Origin of the sequence: Mesorhizobium sp. YC-39 (assembly GCF_025753795.1) — a bacterium.
Taxonomy (GTDB): domain Bacteria; phylum Pseudomonadota; class Alphaproteobacteria; order Rhizobiales; family Rhizobiaceae; genus Mesorhizobium.
Genome location: NZ_JAOWPS010000003.1, coordinates 547,529 through 565,080 on the forward strand (window position 1 = coordinate 547,529; position 17,552 = coordinate 565,080).

At 61.2% G+C, this 17,552-nt stretch carries 11 protein-coding genes; 1 reads left to right on the forward strand and 10 read right to left on the reverse strand.

Annotation, left to right across the window (positions count from 1 at the left end; translation table 11 throughout):
• Positions 1-157: 157 nt before the first annotated feature.
• The 6 genes from OHD62_RS19550 to OHD62_RS19575 all read right to left on the reverse strand — a co-directional run bounded on the left by OHD62_RS19550 (position 158) and on the right by OHD62_RS19575 (position 9,056).
• On the reverse strand, positions 158-808 hold the full coding sequence (locus tag OHD62_RS19550) for an acyl-homoserine-lactone synthase (RefSeq protein WP_263785021.1): 651 nt from the start codon (positions 806-808) through the stop codon (positions 158-160).
• A gap of 183 nt (positions 809-991) precedes the next feature.
• Positions 992-1,714 carry a LuxR family transcriptional regulator gene (locus OHD62_RS19555; RefSeq protein WP_263785023.1) on the reverse strand — a complete coding sequence of 241 codons (723 nt, stop codon included), beginning with the start codon at positions 1,712-1,714 and terminating at the stop codon, positions 992-994.
• A 155-nt stretch (positions 1,715-1,869) separates the two neighbouring features.
• A complete protein-coding gene (locus tag OHD62_RS19560; RefSeq protein ID WP_263786811.1) occupies positions 1,870-4,449 on the reverse strand; it encodes an EAL domain-containing protein in 2,580 nt (859 codons plus the stop codon).
• A gap of 416 nt (positions 4,450-4,865) precedes the next feature.
• A complete protein-coding gene (locus tag OHD62_RS19565; RefSeq protein WP_263785025.1) occupies positions 4,866-6,122 on the reverse strand; it encodes a threonine/serine ThrE exporter family protein in 1,257 nt (418 codons plus the stop codon).
• Positions 6,122-7,579 carry a class II fumarate hydratase gene (gene fumC / locus OHD62_RS19570; protein WP_263785027.1) on the reverse strand — a complete coding sequence of 486 codons (1,458 nt, stop codon included), beginning with the start codon at positions 7,577-7,579 and terminating at the stop codon, positions 6,122-6,124. Before fumC ends, OHD62_RS19565 begins: the two co-directional genes overlap by 1 nt.
• A gap of 607 nt (positions 7,580-8,186) precedes the next feature.
• Complete coding sequence (locus OHD62_RS19575; RefSeq protein WP_263785029.1) at positions 8,187-9,056, reverse strand: class I SAM-dependent methyltransferase; 870 nt, start codon at positions 9,054-9,056, stop codon at positions 8,187-8,189.
• 230 nt (positions 9,057-9,286) lie between these two features.
• Between OHD62_RS19575 and OHD62_RS19580 the strand changes: the two genes are divergently transcribed.
• Positions 9,287-10,972, forward strand: a complete 1,686-nt coding sequence (locus tag OHD62_RS19580) for a tetratricopeptide repeat protein (protein WP_263785031.1) — start codon at positions 9,287-9,289, stop codon at positions 10,970-10,972.
• A gap of 69 nt (positions 10,973-11,041) precedes the next feature.
• Here the strand turns inward: OHD62_RS19580 and metH are convergent, their stop codons facing one another.
• From metH to OHD62_RS19600, 4 genes are all read right to left on the reverse strand, one after another.
• On the reverse strand, positions 11,042-14,851 hold the full coding sequence (gene metH, locus OHD62_RS19585) for a methionine synthase (protein ID WP_263785033.1): 3,810 nt from the start codon (positions 14,849-14,851) through the stop codon (positions 11,042-11,044).
• Between the two features lie 100 nt (positions 14,852-14,951).
• Positions 14,952-16,019: an ornithine cyclodeaminase gene (locus OHD62_RS19590; RefSeq protein ID WP_263785035.1), complete on the reverse strand. Its 1,068-nt coding sequence runs from the start codon at positions 16,017-16,019 to the stop codon at positions 14,952-14,954.
• Positions 16,020-16,040: 21 nt separating this feature from the next.
• On the reverse strand, positions 16,041-16,670 hold the full coding sequence (locus tag OHD62_RS19595; RefSeq protein WP_263785037.1) for an FMN-binding negative transcriptional regulator: 630 nt from the start codon (positions 16,668-16,670) through the stop codon (positions 16,041-16,043).
• Complete coding sequence (locus OHD62_RS19600) at positions 16,670-17,551, reverse strand: branched-chain amino acid ABC transporter permease (protein WP_263785039.1); 882 nt, start codon at positions 17,549-17,551, stop codon at positions 16,670-16,672. The genes OHD62_RS19595 and OHD62_RS19600 overlap by 1 nt, the downstream gene beginning before the upstream one ends.
• Position 17,552: the final 1 nt, after the last annotated feature.

Genomic DNA, 17,552 nt, shown 5'->3' on the forward strand with positions numbered 1-17,552 from the left:
AGTGAAATGAAAAATCGCAGCCGGAACACTTTTCCGGTGCATAATGCCGGAACGCGGACGTCCCTTTTTACTCGACAAATCCGGCCGAGGATTAACGCGGCTGAGTTGGCTGGTTTGTTTGTTGGTGCTGCCTAGAGACACTGACTCCCACGCTTGCTTAAGCGACGAGTGATGATGCGGGCAGAGTGAACGGCATTTGGGTTCCTCGCCGAACTAGCAACGAATGATCGATCCTCAGTATTCTGCGAACACTCGCCAGCGCCGCCTCATTCACGTCGATATACGCGACGATATACCATTCACCGTTTTCTTCCCGCGCCATGCCCATCGGCTCGGCCCGCCACTTCAGCGCGCCGTGATGGGGCATGAAATACGTTTCCTGGACACCGCCCACAGCACTCAGGCCCTCGTCGAGCGCGTATTCCATCACCGCGCAGCACAGCTGCGTCAGCGTGCCACGCAGCCCGGCCGAGCGTTTGTCGGGAACGACGAAGGTGCGCGTCCATTCGGCCCAGTCGGGACGCCGGGGGACGCCGGATCTCTCGCACATATGAGGAAAAACCTCCGAGACCATGTGCGGCTCGCTCGTTGGGATTAACCGGGCCGAGGTCACAACGCGTCCGTCTTCGATACCGAGCAGATAAGTTGCTGCGTCGGTATCGAACTGGTCTAGCTCGCGACCATCCGGGCTCGGAGGGCGCCAATGTTTCTGGTGCACGAAGAAATCGTGCCGCCGGCGCAAAAACTCGTCGAATTCGTTCTCGTAGAGATGCTTGTTCTGCGCATTGACGACATGAGCCGTGATCATAGCGCACCCCCAATTATTCTTTGGGGGAATAGTTGCAGTCATCCTAATATGCGTCACCTGTCCGATCGAACAGTTGACGCGGCTAGAACAGGACGGTCGTCCTGTTCTAGCTCTTTGTTTTTGATCTTGTCCGAAAAGTCTGCAACTTTTTTGCTACGGTGACCTTCGGTTCGGGATCATGCTCTAAGGGTGGATCAGACGCCTGCGCACGGCTTCAACGACGGCTTGCGTGGTCGTGGCGACGCCAAAAGCCTCGCGAGCCCGCGTTGAGTGCCATTTGACTGTGCGCTCGGTCAGACCAAGGATTTGGGATGTTTCCGACGAGGTCTTGCCGGCCGCAGCCCACAAGAGCACTTCCCTCTCCCGTTCGGTCAGTGGGCCTTCATCACCGTCATCCTCATTCGACAAAGCCTGGATCGACATGCCGGCATAGACCGCCATCGTCACCAGTTGCACTTGCTGGCGCGGCGACAGGCTGCAGCGCTTTTGCGAGGAGGCAAATGACAGCACGGATTGCCAATGGTGGACGCTGAGCATCGGCACCGCAAAGCCGCTGCAAATGCCGAACTCCGTCGCTTCACCGGCCACACGTCGGGAGTCGTCCGTGTCGGACCATTTTGCGGGAACATCGGCCCAGAAGAAGGGCTTCAGTGTCTTTGCCGAGTAAATGCAAACCCCGTCAACGGCAGCATGCTCGGCTTCGACATAGCGCTCGAACCAGCCCCTGGGCCAACCATTCAGTTCGACCATCGGCGCAAGTTTCTGACCACTGAGCGGAACCCCGCTCAGGATAAGATGCTCGAAGCCGAGATTTCTCACGGTTTCAAGAAGGTCGTCCAGGAGCGGCGCTGTTGCCGTGTGCTTTCTGCAGCGTTCGACAAAGTCGAACACCTCTGAATCAATCATGCCAGAGACCCCACCTCCATGCCGAAAGATGAGTATACATTAAATTAGAATATTCGAATATCCAATCACTGCATGGCGAAGCTGCCAGGGCGGCGGGAGGGTTCCTGCACTCAACCGGAGCGGCCCATCCAAAATCCCTTAGGCAGGATCAAAAGTCAGCTGACAGCGCGCAGACGCCGGGATCGAACAAAGGCCTTCAATCCATCGGAATTCAACGCCTTCCCAAAGGCATAACCCTGCAGTATGTCGCAGCCCAAGCTCTTGAGTATCCGGGCGTGCTCCATCGTCTCGACACCTTCCGCTACGACCTCGATACCCAGGGACTGGCCGATTTCAATGATCGACGAGACGACCTGCCTTCGTTGTGGCGATTTGACAATTGGGATGACCAGTTGGCGATCTATCTTCAGCCGGCGAGGCTGCAGCTTGAGCAGGCTGACTATAGAGGCATAGCCAGTACCAAAATCGTCTATTTCCAGGTCAATTCCGAGTTCTTTTATCTGCTCAATATTCCAGGTAACAAAATCATCATTTTCGTCGAGGAAAATTGACTCAACGAGCTCGAACGAAATTGTCCCCTTCTTGATATTCAGTTTTTTCAAACTCTTTATGAGTTCCTCATCTTGAAGGCGCCGCGCCGAAACGTTGACTGATATCCGCGGAATTTGAATATTCGCAGCAGACCATGCTTCGAAATCCGCAAGCGATTGCTCGAGTATGGTTCGATCGATTGTCGAGACGACATTCAGTTCCTCCGCGGTCCTCAGGAAGACATCGGGCGCCAAAATCCCCTTCGCCGGATGCCTCCATCGCGCCAGCGCCTCAACCCCAACAATTTCGAGCGTTTTTGCGTCAAATTGCGGCTGGTAGAAGGGAACGAACTCGTTGCGCTCAAGGCCGCCGAGAATTTCGTCGGCAACCCGTTTTGTGTCGACGATTTCGCTTTGCATCGCCTCGGCGAAGAATTCGTATCGATTGCGCCCGCGCCTCTTTGCCCGGTAAAGCGCGATGTCAGCGTTGACCAGCAGGTGTTTGGCTTCGATATCTTTTCCATTATCGACTGCAATTCCCACGCTGACGCCAAAACGGCATCGATGGCCCTGATAGTAGACGGGTTCGCGCATCTGGCAGATGACGCGGTCAGCGAGCAGCGCCAATTGCTTGATATCGTCATGCACCACGCAGAGCACGATGAATTCGTCTCCTCCGATGCGAGCGACAAATCCCTCACCATCGACCTTGGATCGGAGCACAGTCGACGCGTGAACAAGCATTGCGTCGCCTGCGGCGTGACCAAGTGTGTCGTTGATGTGCTTGAACCGGTCCAGATCTATATGAAGCAGTGCCGCATACCCGCCTGAGCGCCTGGCGTTTGCCACGTAATCTTCCAGCACCTGGTCGAGATAGCGCCGGTTGGGCAAACCGGTCAGCGAATCGTGAAGCGCAATGTGCTCTATGCGCGCCCTGGCCGACTCGAGTTCCACATTTTTCGACTCGGAAAGCTGTTTTGCGCGAACCAGGTCCTTGTTCAACAGGACATCGGCTGTCACATCCCATTCCGCGCCAATCATTTTTGGGGTCTCGTCAGCGGCCCGGTAAATGATCGCCTTGGATCGAACATACCGAATCTCGCCATCCGGACGAATAATCCGGTACTCCGACAAATATGGTCCGCCGCCGGCCACGGCCTTGTCGAAATCTGCGTTGGCGCCAGCCAAATCATCCGGGTGGATTGCTCCCGCCCAGTCCAGGTAGCCGCGGCCCTCCCCAGTTGGTCTGCCATATATTTCATTGACGCGATCGTCCCAGGCAAGTTCGTTGGTCGCGAGATCGTGCTCCCAAACGCCAATAGCCGACGCCTCCAGGGCGAGTTCCAGGCGTCTCGACAATCGACGCAGTTCCGCATAGTTGCGCTGTCTCTCGCCGAGCAGGCGACCCGTAACCAGGAAGGGGATCACAACCAGCGCCCCGGCCGCCGCCATGATTGCGCGCAAGAGCCACGCGTTGGCAGGCGTCGACGGCCAGCCATTCTTGGGAATGGCTGCGATCCGCCACGAACCGGACGGGAGCAGAACGTCGACCGTCACCGGATCGCTTTTGACGACGCCCTCATTGCCGAAGAATTGTTCTCCACTTGGACCGAGAGCGTCCTTGCCGATCAGCGCTATGTCAATCCCGAGATCATCGTCAAGCAGGCCGCTCGCCTTATAAAGACGCTGCACGTCGACAACGGCCGAAATGATGCCCCAGAACCTTTCGGTGTTGCCCGCACTCGGTACAAAAACCGGAATACGGCCGATGAAGCCTTGCCCTCCCTGCCGCAAGTCGACGGGACCGGCAAGAATGAGCTTGCGCTCGTCTCGCGCCCTCAGCGCTGCCGCACGTTGCCGTTCGTCCTTGCGGTAATCGAGGCCGATTGCCTTCTCGCTGCCCTTCATCGGGTAAATCAGGGAAATGACCAGATCGGGCGCGCCGGCAATGTTCTTCAATTGCGAGCCCGGGCCAAACAGGTTTTTCGCGAGCGAGGCGAAGCGTTGCTGTCCCATATAGGGCTCAGTCACGACCGTCGCGACCAGTCCCTGCACGAGTTGAAGGTTTCCGTTGATGTTACCTTCGAGCTTGGCGCGGATAAGATTGACCTTGGCCAGAACATCCGCACGGGCGGCTTGGTCCGATAGGACTTTGTTCTGGTGGTCCGCGAATACTGCGCTGATGGCAATAACCAGCACGGCCATTGCCGCCGGAATATTTGCCGACGAAAACACAGCCTTTTTAACACCGCCGAACCTAGCGCGGAAAAGAGCCAATAGGCGATTCCTCAGCTGCCAATCGAATTCTCGGGCCGACCCAACGATGGAATATTAGCTTTCAAGTATTTAATTTTGACCTTCACGGGTCTTAAAACTTTTTGCACTTTTCGATCACTGGCGGCCGAGTGCTGGAACGAATCAGCGTCTCCGCTTGACATCCTGGAGCTGTTGCCGTCTCCGACGCCGGTTATGGGGCCGACACCATCGTCCGCTGCTCTCGACGGCCGGCACAGCCTTGCCGACGCTGCCGCCTCGCATCTCTTCGGCGAGATCGATCCAGCCCTCTTCGAAGAGCGAGTTCCCGTCCTCGCCGGTCCACATGCGAATGCAACGTGTCCTCGCTAGCCTCCTGTCGCTTTGATTCTCCGGTGGCCGGCTAGGGCCAGGCACAGGCCGATCGCGATAGCTGCGGTGACGACCGTGGCCGTGACAGCAAGTCCGATCGTCTCGCCGATCAGAGCAGGCGATGCGCCCGAGCTGGCGTTCATGATGGAAAGACCGCCAATCCCGGCACGGAAGGCATAGGAGCCGGGAATCATTGCGACGATGCCTGGAAAGGCGAAAACGACTGGAGGGACGCGGAAGCGCTGCGCGAGAAGCCGTGCGACCAATGTCGCCACAAAGGCGCCGACCAGGGACGCAACGCTCAACTCGAGGCCGAGATGCTCCAGAGCAGTACGCAGGCCATGCCCGGCCATGCCGCACAGGACGCAAGCCCAAGCCGCGCGCGCTGGAACGTTGAACAGCAGCGCATACCCGCCTCCGGCCAGCGCGGAGAACAGGAAGTCCTCGCCCACCGGGAGCAAAGGAAGCGTTTCGCCGACCGGAAGCGTGTCGCCTGCGACACTTGCGGCCAGGAAAAGGCCAAGCGCGATCGCCAGAACGGTCACTGTACCCATAGTCAGGCGCGCGATCCCGGTACCGACATGATTTCCCAGCGTGTCGCGCACGCCGTTGAGTAAAGGCACGCCAGGCACGAGGATCATACCGGCCGCGACAAGGCAGAGCGTCGGCGAGGCCCCGGGGAACGCCTTCATCACAAGCGCTCCGAGCAATCCGCCGCCAAAGGCGGCGAGTGCGGCGCCCGCTACGGGGTTGGCGGACGAGGCCCCGAGACGTTGGCGCAGAAGCTGGGTGGCGATCCCGACCAGCACCGAGACGCCGACTACGGCCCATACGGCGCCGAACAGCCGCGCGAGCGAGGCTGCGGTCAGCCCCATGCCGAGGACCACGAGCCAATGCGGATAGCGATTGCCACTGTGCTCGAGCTGGTTCAATTCCCGATCGATTTTCGCGATGTCGGACGGCGCACAAATCTCGCGCCGGCGAATCTCGTCGAGCGTTGCGAGCGCGCCCATATTGACGGCGGTGCCAGCGATGGTCGGGCCAAGCCGGGTGTGAAACCCTTCGCCATCCTCGAGCGTGAGAAGCAGGCCCTCGGAAAAGACCAGCAAATGCGCGGAATATTCGAGCCGCCGCGCGAACTCGATCACCGCTTCCATGACATGTACCGTGTCAGCCCCATTGGCCAGCATCAGCCGACCCAGTCGCAACGCGACATGCGCCACGTCGCGGGCTGGCGGGCGCTCCGTCAGCATCAAGCGCCCGCGAGGCCGCTACCGACCATCTCGATCGGCTTGACGGTCTTGGTGAACAACGCCTCGTACACCTTGCCGGACGCCAGCGCCGCCTGCTTCAGCGTCAGCCCTTCGGCGATCGCCTTTTCGGCGATGTGGGCGGCGTTCTGATACCCAATCACCGGCGAAAGCGCGGTCACAAGCATCACGCTTCCCTCGACATACTCCCGGATCTTGTCGCGGTTGAGCTCGGTGCCTTCCACCGAATGCTCGCGGAACTTTCCGCAGCCATCGGCAAGGATCCGCGTCGAGTGCAGGAAGTTGTTGATGATCACCGGGCGCATTGCATTGAGCTCGAAATTGCCCTGGCTGCCGGCGAAGGCGACGGCGTTGTCGTTGCCCATCACCTGGATGCAAATCATCACCATCGCCTCGCACTGCGTTGGATTGACCTTGCCCGGCATGATGGACGAGCCCGGCTCATTGCTGGGCAGCAGGAGTTCGCCGAAGCCGCATCGCGGCCCTGAGGCGAGCCAGCGCATGTCGTTGGCTATCTTCATCAGGGCCACGGCCAAGTTGCGCAGCGCGCCATGAGCGCGGACCATCGCATCAAGCGAGCCTTGCGCCGCGAACTTGTTCGGCGCGGTGACGAAGGGCTTGCCGGTCAGCTCGGCGATCTTGGCAGCGACGTCCCTAGCGAAGCCTTTCGGCGCGTTGAGGCCCGTGCCGACGGCCGTGCCACCCACCGCAAGCTGGTAGAGACCGGCCCGGCTCGCCTCGATCCCGACGATGGCGTCGCGGATCTGGCCGGCCCAGCCATGCCATTCCTGACCGACCGTCAGCGGCACGGCGTCCTCCAAATGGGTGCGGCCGATTTTGACGACATCCATCCAGCCATCCGCCTTGCGCTCGATCGTCTCCACAAGCCTGATCACCTGCGGAACAAGAAGCCTATCGATGGCTTCGACGGCCGCGATATGCATGGCGGTCGGAAAGGTGTCGTTCGACGATTGACCCATGTTTACGTCGTCATTCGGGCCAATCGGCTTCTGCGTGCCGAGGGTACCGCCGAGCAGCTGGATTGCTCGGTTGGAAATCACCTCATTCACGTTCATATTGCTCTGGGTGCCGGACCCGGTCTGCCAGACGAACAGCGGATAGTGATCGTCGAGCGCGCCGCCGATGGTCTCGTCGGCCGCGCGGACGATGGCGTCCTTCTTCCATCCGGGCAGTCTGCCCGCAGCATGATTCACGAGGGCGCAGGCTTTCTTCACATAGCCATAGGCGTGGTAGACCGCCTTGGGCATACGATCGTCGCCGATCGAGAAATGCTGCAGCGAGCGCTGGGTTTGGGCGCCCCAGTAGCGGTCGGCCGAGACCTCGACTTCACCCATGCTATCGAATTCCCGGCGTGTGCCCGTCGTGTGAAGACCGATGGCCAGATCATGCATTGCCGGTGATTTGAGATCCGCGCCCATTCCGAATGCCTCCTGGTTCCGCCGGCCGCCGTGAGCAAGTGCTTGCCTGAGCGACCTTGAGATCGAATGTGAGCGCGATCGTATTGATAGACCCGTTAGAAGCAATATAGGGCCGCAAAATCTGCAAATCCCGACCTGCCTTTCAGAAAAAATTCGTGCGTTCCCGCAACCGTGCTTATCGTTTTAAATACCGGTCAGCAAAGGCAGCACATATATCCTGTTATCTCCGGAGCAAATCGGGGTGTACCGGCGGCCATTATGCTTCGCAATCGTGGTCCGGTCACGCAATGGGTCAGCTGGGAATACGCGAAGTCATCGTTGTTACTGACGCTTCAAATGGAATTGGAAGGGTCACAAGCAAGGAGTTGGCGCTTGCGGGGCACACAGCCTGTGCCCCGATGCGCGCAACGAAAACTCGCAACGTCCAATGTGTGGAAGCTCGAAACCGTGCTCACAATGGCCAAGCGCCGCGACTTGATCCCGGTAAAGTGAATGCCAACTAAGGGTTTCTCGGAAGATCGCGGGCCTGACGAGCGCCGTTGCATGCTTTGATCTCGGAGAGGACCATAGCTCCGCGATGACAATGCAAACGGGATCAATAGTAGGACTAGTGGCCCTCAATCGCCTTGGGAGTAACAAGGTATGGTATCTTGCCGACGCTACGCTTCGTCGCGCCTATGGAATAGGCCATTGGGATCTTGGGGGAGTTCTCCGGCAAGCCGTACATATCCTTGCCGGCCCTTACCGCAAATGAAAAGTGCTGCCACGAAACCGTGTCATGCTCATTGAGAAAATCAAGCGTCAGCCCGGCTGAAATCAGCGCGTTCACCACGTCACTGACCGGATGAATCCACTCATAATAACGTGGGTGTTTCAAGATGCGGTCGTCGCCGGTATAGGTCCGTTCCTCGTTCCACGTGAGTGGCCGCGCTATTGGCGTTCGCCAGTCGTGCTTGAACTGCAGTGCCGCAGCCTTGCGGTCGCACTGGAACATCAGGGGATGGCCCTCGGCCAGATAGAGCCGGCCGCCGGGCCGCAGGAGATCGGCAACCACCCGCGCCCAGCGGAACACGTCGTCCAGCCAGTTTACCGAACCCCAGGTAACATAAGCGATGTCAAAGGTTCGCCCGAGCGCTTCGACTGCCTCGAATAGCGGCGCTTCCACGAAACGCACATCATCTGTGCCTGCCTTCGCAGCGAAATCCCGTGCCGCTGCGATCGCGGTCGGTGAAAAGTCGAGGCCGGTCACACTGCCCGCACCCAGATTCTTCAAGCTGATCGTGTCAAGCCCGATATGGCATTGCAAATGGACGATATCCTTGCCGATGATATCACCGACCTCGCGCGTTTCCAGTTCATAGAGATTGGACCCGCCTGCCAGCACATTTTCGATGTGGTAGCTGCCCGTCGTGTCGGTCGAATGCAGTTCGGCCCGATCATCCCAATTGAGGCGGTTCGCACCCAGAAACGGTTCCAAAAATGACCCCCAAGTCCTGCCGCGACTAATATTTGGTAAACAGAACGTTAATATACTTTGCAGCTAATGGGTCACGCGTCAATCCGAGGCAGGCGGGTGCACCAACACGTCGCAAGGTCGCCCCTTGAGGACGCTTCTCACAGCGGTTGCGTTTGTCATGCGCATTCAGCACAAATTGATCGCAGATGAATCCGGCTCAGGCTCGCCGGCAAGACTTGCGCGAGAAGAGAATGGATCGCTTCAACCTCGGCGGCTACCACCGCTCCATCTCCACCCGCTCAGCGGAGACCCAGCGCTGGTTCGATATCGGCTTGAACTGGTGCTACGGCTTCAACCACGAAGAAGGCATCAAGTGTTTCGAGAAGGCGCTGGAAACAGGTGCTGATTGCCCGATGGTGCATTGGGGCATCGCCTATGCCGCCGGACCTTTCTACAACCTGACCTGGAAGGAGCATGGTGAGGCTGAAGCCGCCAGGGCGGCCAAGCGTTGCTTCGAGCATGTCCAGTTGGCGCGCGCCAACGCCGCTCGCGCCAGCGATGTGGAAAGGTGGTTGATCGAGGCGCTGGCCTGCCGTTTCCCTGAGCCGCATGTCTCGACGCCGCCGAAATTCGAGCAATGGGACGATGCCTACGCCGCCGCGATGCGGCACGTCTATGTCAGCTTTCCCGACGACCATGACGTGATGGCGCTGTTCGTTGAGGCGCTGATGATGCGCACCGTGCGGCGCCTGTGGGACCTCAAGACCGGCAAGCCCGCACCGAATTCGGATGTTCTGGAAGCGCTCGAGGTTTGCGAGCAGTCGATCCGGCTCGCCGACGAGGCCGGCGCGGCGCAACACCCGGCGATCGTCCATTTGCACATCCACCTTCTGGAAATGTCCACCATGCCCGAACGCGGGATGCGCTCGGCCGATCTGCTCGGCACGATGTGCCCCGATGCCGGGCATATGAACCACATGCCGGCGCACATCTACGTGCTGTGCGGTGAATACGAGAAGGCGAAGCTTGCTAGCGAGAAGGCGGTTCGCGCCAACGACCTCTATCTCGCCTATGCGGGCGAGCCGACCTACTATCTACTTGGCTGCTGCCACGACCTGCATCTGATGATGTTCACCTGCATGTTCCTCGGCCAGCACAAGCCGGCGCTGTGGGCCGCCGACAAGGTGCGCAGCCTGGTCACGCCAAGTGTGGTGAGCATCCCGGACCGGCCAAAGCTCACCCAGACGGTGGAAGGCTACCACGCCATGAGATCGCATGTGCTGGTGCGCTTCGGCCGCTGGCCGGAAATCATCGACGAACCGATGAATGACGAGCCTGAACTTTACGTGCTGACCACGGCCATGCAGCACTACGCCAAGGGCGTCGCGCATGCGACGCTCGGGGATTTCGCCAAAGCGGAGCAGGAACGCGGGCGGTTTCACCAGCACCTCGCGCGCATCCCGCCCGAGCGGCGGTTCCTCAGCAACCCAACACGGGCCTCGCTGGCCGTCGGTGCGGCCTTGCTCGATGGCGAACTTGCCTATCACCAGGGCCGCCATGACGAGGCCTATGTGCGTCTGCGGCAAGCGGTCGAGCTCGATGATAATCTCTCCTACACCGAGCCGTGGGCGTGGATGCACCCGCCGCGCCATGCGCTGGCGGCACTGCTGCTGGACCAGGGCCACCGCGAGGAGGCCGAGCAGGTCTACCGCGACGATCTCGGCCTAAGCGGCACGGTGCAACGCTGTGCCCGGCACCCGAACAATGTGTGGGCGCTGCACGGGCTGGTGGAGTGCCTGAAACTGCGCGGCGAGACCGAGGAGCTGCCCGCGCTGCAGGCCAGGCTCACCGAAGCACTCGCCAAGGCGGACGTGCCGATCAGCTCGTCCTGCCTGTGTAGAACGAGCGTGCAACCGGAGCAAAGTTGTTGCCATTGAGGCGCGCCCGGCTTCCCGGACAAAATCTTCTTATTCCAAAGAGATAGCGCAGCTCCCTGCGACCATGCCTCACGCGGCCGCGTCGAGCCCTTGCGCCGGCACGTAGTTTAGAATCGGCCCGAGCCAGCGCTCGACCTCGGCCAACGGCATGGCCTTGCGCCGCGCATAGTCCTCGACCTGGTCGCGTTCGACCTTGGCCACGCCGAAATAATAGCTCTCCGGATGCGACAGATAGAGGCCGGAGACGGAGGAGCCCGGCCACATGGCGAAACTCTCGGTCAGACTGACGCCGGCATTGCGCTCACCGTCGAGCAGCCGGAAAAGTGTCGCCTTCTCGGTGTGGTCGGGCTGCGCCGGATAGCCGGGCGCGGGGCGGATGCCACGATAGGGTTCGCCGATCAGGTCGTCCGGCGCCAGGTTCTCATCTGGCGCATAGGCCCAGAACTCCTTGCGCACCTTCTCATGCATGCGCTCGGCGAAGGCTTCGGCGAAGCGATCGGCCAGCGCCTTGACCATGATCGAGGAATAATCGTCGTTGGCCCGCTCGAAACGCTCGGCGATCGCCACTTCCTCGATGCCGGCGGTGACGATGAAGCCGCCGAGATAGTCGGCCTTGCCGCTGTCGGCGGGCGCGACGAAATCCGACAGCGCGACATTGGCCTTGCCGTCGCGCTTGGCCAGTTGCTGGCGCAGTGTGAAGAAGGTCGCCAGTTCCTGCGAGCGCTTATCGTTCGTGAACAGCCTGATATCGTCGCCGACGGTATTGGCCGGCCAGAAGCCGATCACGCCCTTGGGCGCGAACCATTTTTCGGCAATGACCTTCTTCAGCATCGCCTGGGCATCTTCGAAGAGCTGGCGTGCAGCCGGCCCTTGCGCTTCGTCCTCAAGGATCTTGGGGTAACGGCCCTTCAACTCCCAGGTCTGGAAGAATGGCGTCCAGTCGATATAGCGCGCGAGCTCCGCCAGATCCCAACCTTCGAAGGCTTTGACGCCGAGGAACGACGGTTTTGGCGGCTCGTAGCCCGCCCAGTCGATACTGTGGGCGTTGGCCCGCGCTTTGGCCAGCGGCAGCCGCTGCTTGTCGGCTTCTGAGCGCGCATGCGCATCGGCGACCTTCTTGTACTCGGCGCGAACGTTCTCGACATAGCCGCCCTTGGCCTCATTCGAGAGCAGCGCCGATACCACACCGACGGCGCGGCTGGCGTCGGCGACATAGACCGTCTGGCCGCTGGTGTAGCGTGGGTGGATCTTTACCGCCGTATGCACGCGGCTGGTGGTCGCGCCGCCGATCAACAGCGGAATGTCAAAACCTTCGCGTTCCATCTCGGCGGCCATATGCGCCATCTCGTCGAGCGACGGCGTGATCAGGCCGGACAGGCCGATAATGTCGACCTGCTGCTCGCGCGCCGTCTGCAGGATCTTCGCCGCCGGCACCATGACGCCGAGGTCGATGATCTCGTAATTGTTGCAGGCCAGAACCACACCGACGATGTTCTTGCCGATGTCGTGGACATCGCCCTTAACCGTCGCCATCAGGATCTTGCCGGCGGTCTGGCGCTCGCCATTGTCGACGCCATTGGCGGCGTTGGCCAGCTTCTCCGCCTCCATATACGGCAGCAGCCCGGCCACCGCCTGCTTCATGACGCGCGCGGACTTCACCACTTGCGGCAGGAACATTTTTCCCGCGCCGAACAGGTCGCCGACGACATTCATGCCGGCCATCAGCGGACCTTCGATGACATGCAGCGGCCGTTCGGCGGCGCGCCGCGCCTCGTCCGTGTCCGCGTCGATGAATTCGGTGATGCCGTTGACCAGGGCGTGCGAAATGCGCTGCTCGACAGGCCAGTCGCGCCAGGCGAGATCGCGCTCCTGCGCCTCCTTGCCGGCCGTGCCCTTGAAGCGTTCGGCGAGTTCCAGCATGCGTTCGGTCGCCGTGCCACCACCTTTCGGTTCACGGTTGTTAACGACATCCTCGCAGGCTTCGCGCAGCTCCGGATCGATGGTGTCGTAGACGGCAAGCTGTCCGGCATTGACGATGCCCATGTCCATGCCCGCCTGAATGGCGTGGTAGAGGAACACGGCATGCATGGCCTCGCGCACCGGTTCGTTGCCGCGGAACGAGAAGGAGAGGTTCGACACGCCGCCCGAAATATGAACATGCGGCAGCGTCGTGGTGATCTGCCTAGCGGCTTCGATGAAGTCGACGCCGTAATTGTTGTGCTCCTCGATGCCGGTGGCGATGGCAAAGACGTTCGGATCGAAAACGATGTCCTCTGGCGGGAAGCCGGCCTGCTCGGTCAACAGCTTGTAGGCGCGAGTGCAGATTTCGACCTTGCGCGCTTTGGTGTCGGCCTGACCGTCCTCGTCGAAGGCCATGACGACAACCGCCGCACCATAGGCACGCACCAGCCTGGCATGATGCAGGAAGGCTTCTTCGCCCTCCTTCATCGAGATGGAATTGACCAGTGGCTTGCCCTGCACACATTTCAGGCCGGCCTCGATGATCTCCCATTTGGAACTGTCGATCATCACCGGGACGCGGGCGATATCGGGTTCGGCCGCGATCAGGTTGAGATACTCGACCATCGCCTTCTTCGAATCGATCAGGCCCTCGTCCATGTTGATGTCGATGATCTGGGCGCCGTTGGCGACCTGGTCGCGGGCGACATCAAGCGCGGTGACATAGTCGCCCGCCGTGATCAGCTTCCTGAATTTCGCCGAGCCCGTGACGTTGGTGCGCTCGCCGACATTGACGAAGGGGATCTCATCGGTCAGCGTGAACGGCTCGAGGCCGGACAGGCGCATCCTGGGTTCGATGTCGGGAACAGCGCGCGGCGGATATTTCTTCACCGCCGCCGCGATGGCGCGGATATGGTCCGGCGTCGAGCCGCAGCAGCCGCCGACGATGTTGACCAGGCCCTCGCGGGCGAAATCCTCGATCTGCGCCGCCATGAATTCCGGACGTTCGTCGTAGCGGCCGAATTCATTGGGTAGGCCGGCATTCGGATAGGCGCAGGTAAAGGTGTTGGCGACGCCTGATATTTCGTCCAGATGCGCGCGCATAGCGTTGGCGCCTAGTGCGCAATTGAGGCCTATCGTGAACGGGTTGGCGTGACGGACCGAATGCCAGAACGCCGTCGGCGTCTGGCCGGACAGCGTGCGGCCGGACAGGTCGGTGATGGTGCCGGAGATCATCACCGGCAGATGCACGTCCTTCTCGATGAAGATCTCATTGCAGGCGAAGATCGCCGCCTTGGCGTTCAGCGTGTCGAAGATGGTCTCGATCAGGATGATGTCGGCGCCGCCGTCGATGAGACCACGCAGCTGCTCGCCATAGGCAAGGCTCAACTCATCGAAGGTCACGGCGCGGTAGCCGGGATTGTTGACATCCGGCGACATCGAGGCGGTGCGGTTGGTCGGCCCCAGCGCGCCGGCGACGAAGCGGCGCCTGCCGTCCTCCTGCTCGGCCCGCAGCGCTGCCCTGCGGACCAGCCGGGCGCCGTCGCGGTTCAGCGCATAGACCGCATCCTCCATGCCGTAATCCGCCTGGGCGATGGCGGTCGAGGAGAAGGTGTTGGTTTCAAGAATGTCAGCCCCGGCGATGGCGTATTGATAGTGGATCTCCTCGATCGCCCTGGGCTGCGTCAGGATCAGCAGGTCATTGTTGCCCTGCTGATGGCAGGCGCAATCGGCGAATTGGTCGCCACGGAAGTGGCTTTCGTCAAAACCCAGGCCCTGGATCTGCGTGCCCATGGCGCCGTCGAGGATGAGGATGCGTTCGCGCGCCGCCGCCGTCAGCGCCGCCAGCACTTCCGAACCGTCGGGCTTGGCGGCGACGGGGCCGAACAAATCGTCCAGCGATGAAGGGTTTTGCGACATTTTTTATCCTCAAGGCGACGGTCGCGCTTAAGTCACATAAAGACATCTTTATGTCAATATACGCTATTTGCCTGCCGATGTCACGCCGGACGCGGGAGCGTTACAATACGGCCTGCTCCGTCTTCGCTGCCGTCGCTGCTCTAAGCAGCATACCGAACAGATCGCGCGGTTCGTCGGGATCGGCCAGCATGTCGAGTTCCTGGTAGAGGCCGGTCGATATCAACTGGTCTCTAACATAGCGCAGCGCCGAGAAATCCTCGATGGCGAAGCCAACCGAATCGAACAGCGTGATCTGCGCTGGGTCGCGCCGGCCTGGCGCTGCACCGGTGATGACCTGCCACAGCTCGGTCACCTCATGGCCGGCTGGAAGCTGCTGTATCTCGCCCTCGATGCGGGTCTGTGGGGGATATTCGACGAAGATATCCGAGCGCAGCAGAATGTCGCGATGCAATTCGGTCTTGCCGGGGCAATCGCCGCCGACCGCGTTGATGTGCACGCCAGAGCCGACCATGTTGTCGGTGAGGATGGTGGCGTACTGCTTGTCGGCGGTGACGGTGGTGATGATGTCAGCCCCCTCGACCGCCTCCTCCGTGGTTCTACAAGCCACCATGTCAAAACCCAGCCCGGCGAGATTGCGGATGCATTTTTCCGTCGCGGCACGGTCGATGTCGTAGAAGCGCAGTTTGCGCACACCCAGCAAAGCCTTGAAGGCCAGCGCCTGGAACTCGGCCTGGGCGCCGTTGCCGATCAGCGCCATGCAGTCGGCGCCTGCTGGCGCCAGATGCTTGGCCGCCAGCGCCGACATCGCGGCGGTGCGCAGCGCGGTGAGGATGGTCATTTCCGACAGCAGCACCGGGTAGCCATTGTGGACATCGGCGAGCATGCCGAAGGCTGTCACGGTCTGGCGGCCTTCGCGCATGTTCTTCGGATGACCGTTGACATATTTGAAGCCATAGACCTCGCCGTCGCTGGTCGGCATCAGCTCGATCACGCCCTCGGCGCTGTGCGAGGCGACACGCGGCGTCTTGTCGAATAGCTCCCAGCGGCGGAAATCATCCTCGATGTAGGAGGCCAACTCGGTGAGGACGCGCTCGACGCCGATCTTCAGCACCAGCCTCATCATGTGGTCGACGCTGACGAAGGGAACAATGTTGAGATTGGGGATCATGGGTCTCACTTCCTCCCGCAATCAGTCTTTGCGGTGCGCATTGCGCGCCTTCATCATAGCGGCAAGCGTGGGATCGCGCGCCTCCAGCGCGCTAATCGCGGCATTGGTGTCGTAGAGACGTTCGTCCTGCCCCATCTTGAACTTGGCCTCGAGCCGCTCGATCGGCAGGTCGAAGCCAAGGATGTGCGGCAGGCGCCGCTCCATGCCGCCTGGGCCGAGTTCGCGCATGCGCCAGCGATCCTCGCGATCCTTTTCCAGCACATCGACCAGCCGCATGAGGTGCCGGGCGGTGGCGTGATCGTCGAGCGGCACCGGCCGGCCATGGCAATGGACGACCGCGAAATTCCAGGTCGGGGCGCTGTCGCGCACCGGATTGCGCGGATACCAGGACGGCGAGATGTAGCCATGCGGCCCCTGGAAGACGGCGATCGTCTCCTTGCCCTCTGCTATCAGCGCGCTGTGCGGGTTCTGCCGGGCGAGATGCGAGACAAGCGCGCCGTTTGGCCCTCTCTCCCGGTCGAGCACGAAAGGCAGATGCGAGGCGACCAGGCCTTGCGGCCCTGATGTCACCACTGTGCCGAAGGCGGTCCCCTCGATCAGGTCGAACACCTCGTCGCGCGACAAAGGCGCAAATTCAGGCTTGCTGTACATCAGCTGCGCTGCACGCGGACGGCCGGGATCAGGCCTTGCGGGCGCACCAGCAGCACGGCGATGACGCCCGACAGCACGATGGCGTCGCGATAGGGTGCGACCGCTGCCGGCAGCGTCGCCTGCAGCAGCACCTCGATGATGCCGAGCAGGAAACCGCCGGCGACGGCACCTGGCAGGCTGCCCAGTCCACCGACGACGGCGGCGATGAAGGCCTTCAGCACCGGCGTGAAACCCATCAGCGGATCAACGGAGGCGCGCTGCGCCACCCACAGCATCGCCGCCAGTCCGGCCAGCAGGCCGGAAAGCAGGAAGGCGGTGGCGATGATGCGGCTGGCCGGAATACCCATCAGGCGCACGACGTTGAAATCCTCCGCCGCGGCGCGCATCGCCGTGCCGGTGACGGTGCGGCGCAGGAAGAGTTCCAGCGCAATTAGCGCCAGCGCGGAGACGACGATGGAAATGCTTGGCCCGACGCCGATGGTGAAATCGCCGAAGGAGAAGGCGCCGGTCATCCAGCCAGGCATGGCGACGGCCTGCGGCCGGGCCGAGATGCCGTTCTGGAAGACGACCTTGAGCAGGCTGGAAACGGCAAAGCTGGTCAACAAAAGGCTGGTGACGCTGGCGTCGCGCATCGGCCGGAAGGCGACGCGCTCCATGGCGACGGCTGCGAGCGCGCCGCAGGAGACGGCGACGAGCACGGCCAGCGGGAACGGCAGGCCGAACACCAGCGCCGCCAGCAGTGCATAACCCGACAGCGTCATCAGCTCGCCATGGGCGAAATTGATCAGGCCGACAATGGAAAAGACGATCGCCAAGCCGAGCGCCAGGAGCGCGTAGACGCCGCCAAGGCTCACCGCATTGATGATCTGCTGCGCGATCATG

Bases quoted from the DNA above. Each gene is read 5' to 3' on its own strand.
- OHD62_RS19555 (WP_263785023.1), bottom strand. From the start codon at position 1,714: ATGATTGATTCAGAGGTGTTCGACTTTGTCGAACGCTGCAGAAAGCAC.
- OHD62_RS19595 (WP_263785037.1), bottom strand. From the start codon at position 16,670: ATGTACAGCAAGCCTGAATTTGCGCCTTTGTCGCGCGACGAGGTGTTC.
- OHD62_RS19600 (WP_263785039.1), bottom strand. From the start codon at position 17,551: ATGATCGCGCAGCAGATCATCAATGCGGTGAGCCTTGGCGGCGTCTAC.
- OHD62_RS19550 (WP_263785021.1), bottom strand. From the start codon at position 808: ATGATCACGGCTCATGTCGTCAATGCGCAGAACAAGCATCTCTACGAG.
- metH (WP_263785033.1), bottom strand. From the start codon at position 14,851: ATGTCGCAAAACCCTTCATCGCTGGACGATTTGTTCGGCCCCGTCGCC.
- OHD62_RS19590 (WP_263785035.1), bottom strand. From the start codon at position 16,019: ATGATCCCCAATCTCAACATTGTTCCCTTCGTCAGCGTCGACCACATG.
- fumC (WP_263785027.1), bottom strand. From the start codon at position 7,579: ATGGGCGCGGATCTCAAATCACCGGCAATGCATGATCTGGCCATCGGT.
- OHD62_RS19580 (WP_263785031.1), top strand. From the start codon at position 9,287: ATGGATCGCTTCAACCTCGGCGGCTACCACCGCTCCATCTCCACCCGC.
- OHD62_RS19560 (WP_263786811.1), bottom strand. From the start codon at position 4,449: ATGGCCGTGCTGGTTATTGCCATCAGCGCAGTATTCGCGGACCACCAG.
- OHD62_RS19565 (WP_263785025.1), bottom strand. From the start codon at position 6,122: ATGCTGACGGAGCGCCCGCCAGCCCGCGACGTGGCGCATGTCGCGTTG.